Source organism: Sphingobacterium sp. T2, from assembly GCF_000814685.1.
GTDB lineage: Bacteria > Bacteroidota > Bacteroidia > Sphingobacteriales > Sphingobacteriaceae > Sphingobacterium > Sphingobacterium thermophilum.
Window position 1 is genome coordinate 1 of sequence record NZ_JXAC01000285.1, and the last position, 2,120, is coordinate 2,120.

General features: G+C 39.4%; 1 protein-coding gene and 1 pseudogene. Both read left to right on the forward strand.

What is annotated here, in order from left to right; translation table 11 throughout:
• Positions 1 to 1,012 (forward strand): annotated as a pseudogene (locus SD31_RS14100) (NADH-quinone oxidoreductase subunit D); the annotation flags it as partial.
• A gap of 279 nt (positions 1,013 to 1,291) precedes the next feature.
• Positions 1,292 to 1,981 (forward strand): hypothetical protein, encoded by a 690-nt coding sequence (locus SD31_RS14105; protein ID WP_052259098.1) that lies wholly within the window; start codon positions 1,292 to 1,294, stop codon positions 1,979 to 1,981.
• The last annotated feature ends 139 nt before the right edge of the window (positions 1,982 to 2,120 follow it).

The window sequence follows — 2,120 nt, forward strand, 5'->3', positions numbered from 1 at the left end:
CTGTTTTGACAAACATGCTGAGTCGTTGAGTTATCCCAAAACCATTCCTTTCACGGACCGACTGGACTATCTGGCTTCTATGAACAACAGCCACAGCTATGTGATGGAGGTAGAACGTATGTTGGGAATAGGACCGATAAAATTCCGAAACGGGTAGAGTATATACGCGTTTTAGTCTGTGAACTGAATCGCATAGCATCCCATCTCATTGCCATAGGAACCTACGGTATCGATATAGGAGCGTTTACTCCATTCTTGTGGTGTTTCCGCGACCGAGAACATATAATGAATATGTTAGAATGGGCGTCGGGATCCCGTATGCTGTACAACTACATTTGGGTAGGAGGCATTTTCTATGACATTCCTGTAGGTTTTGAGGAGCGCTGCAAGGAGTTTGTAAGCTACTTTCGTCCTAAGTTGGACGAGCTGGATGACTTGCTTACTAACAATCAGATATTCATCGCACGTACGGCAAACATTGGTGTCTTGCCGGCAGATGTAGCCATTAACTATGGCTGTTCAGGGCCTATGCTGCGTGCCAGTGGGGTGAAGTGGGATTTACGACGTGTGGATGGGTATTCTGTGTATCCTGAATTGGATTTCGACATTCCTATAGGACAAGGTTTGATGGGGACTGTTGGGGACTGTTGGGATCGCTATAAGGTGCGTGTCGATGAGATTAAAGAATCTCTTAAAATCATTGAGCAATGTGCAGATCGCCTGATGTCGGATTTTGCGCGTTCTCCGGAATTTGACCCACGGGCCTTGGTTCCTAAAAAAGTAACTTTAAAAGAACAAGCATATTATGTACGTGCAGAAAATCCTAAAGGAGAACTTCGGTTTTTATTTTGAAACACAAGCAAAAACCGATATTCCACGTCGTGTTAAGGCCAGAGGCCCTAGTTTTAATAATCTTTCAGTTCTTCCGGAATTAGGAAAAGGAGTCCTTATAGCAGATTTAATAGCTATTCTAGGATCTATCGATATTGTGCTTGGAGAAGTCGACCGATAATTGAAAACCGCAAAAAAACGCAATAATAATTTGCATGGTAAACTATTTTGCGTACCTTTGTGGTCTCATAATTTAAGTTTATAATTGGTTAATAGGCGAGTCTAAAGCAGCCCTGCTTTAGGCTCGTTTTTTTATTTATTATCTAATAAATTTTTATGAAGTAAAAACATAAAATGCTTGTCTTAAGAATAGCTTTCTAACTTGTTCTTTAGCATGTGTTCATAGTTATATTGCTTTATAGGATAATTTTGGTTAACTTAATATAAAAAAGTCTGTCCTATGAAACGGTTCCTACTATACTTTTTCTTCCTATTGCATATAGGACCGCTTCGAGCTCAGCTTTGGCATTTTCCACATGATAAGAAGGTTGTGATACCTTTCGACTTTGTAGATAATCTCATTTTATTGTCTGTCAAACTTAATGGAGAACCCTTATCGTTTTTATTGGACAATGGAGTAAAGGAAACGTTGTTGTTTGGACAGGTGGACTCTGTCTTCCTGAAGAATACCTCTGCTGTCACGTTTCAGGGTTTTGGTATAGGGAGACCTATTCAAGGAATGGTTTCTCTACGCAATAAGCTGGAGGTAGGTACTTTAATCGATTCAGTGCATCATCTTTATGTAATTACGGATACTAGTTTCAACCTCTCGCGCAATATAGGTATTCCTATTCACGGAATTTTGGGGAGCTTATTCTTCAGAAGTAACGTAGTTGCTATAGACTATATTAAGAAGAAGATTACTGTTGCACATAGTGTTTCAGATTTAGGATTAAAGGTGGATAAGTATGATTCATTTCCCCTAATACTGGAAAATGACCGTGTTTATACCCAAGCTCATATTGAAACTAAAGAGAAGAGATTTGAGAACCAAAAGCTACTCTTAGATTTAGGAAATTCGAATCCTATGATGCTTTTTCAGCGTCAGTTCTCTTTATGTTATCTCGCTCCTACATCCGGGAATATTTAGGAATGGGTTCAATGGGGCTGTGTTTGGCTATAAAACAGGATTAAAGTTTGCGAATGGGCAAAGTATGTTGTCGAATATCCTATTGTCGCTTATCTCACAGCAACAGCTATGATCCAGTTAAGATATCGAAAAACAGAGT

Coding starts and splice junctions, on each gene's coding strand:
- SD31_RS14105 (WP_052259098.1), top strand. CDS start 1,292: ATGAAACGGTTCCTACTATACTTTTTCTTCCTATTGCATATAGGACCG.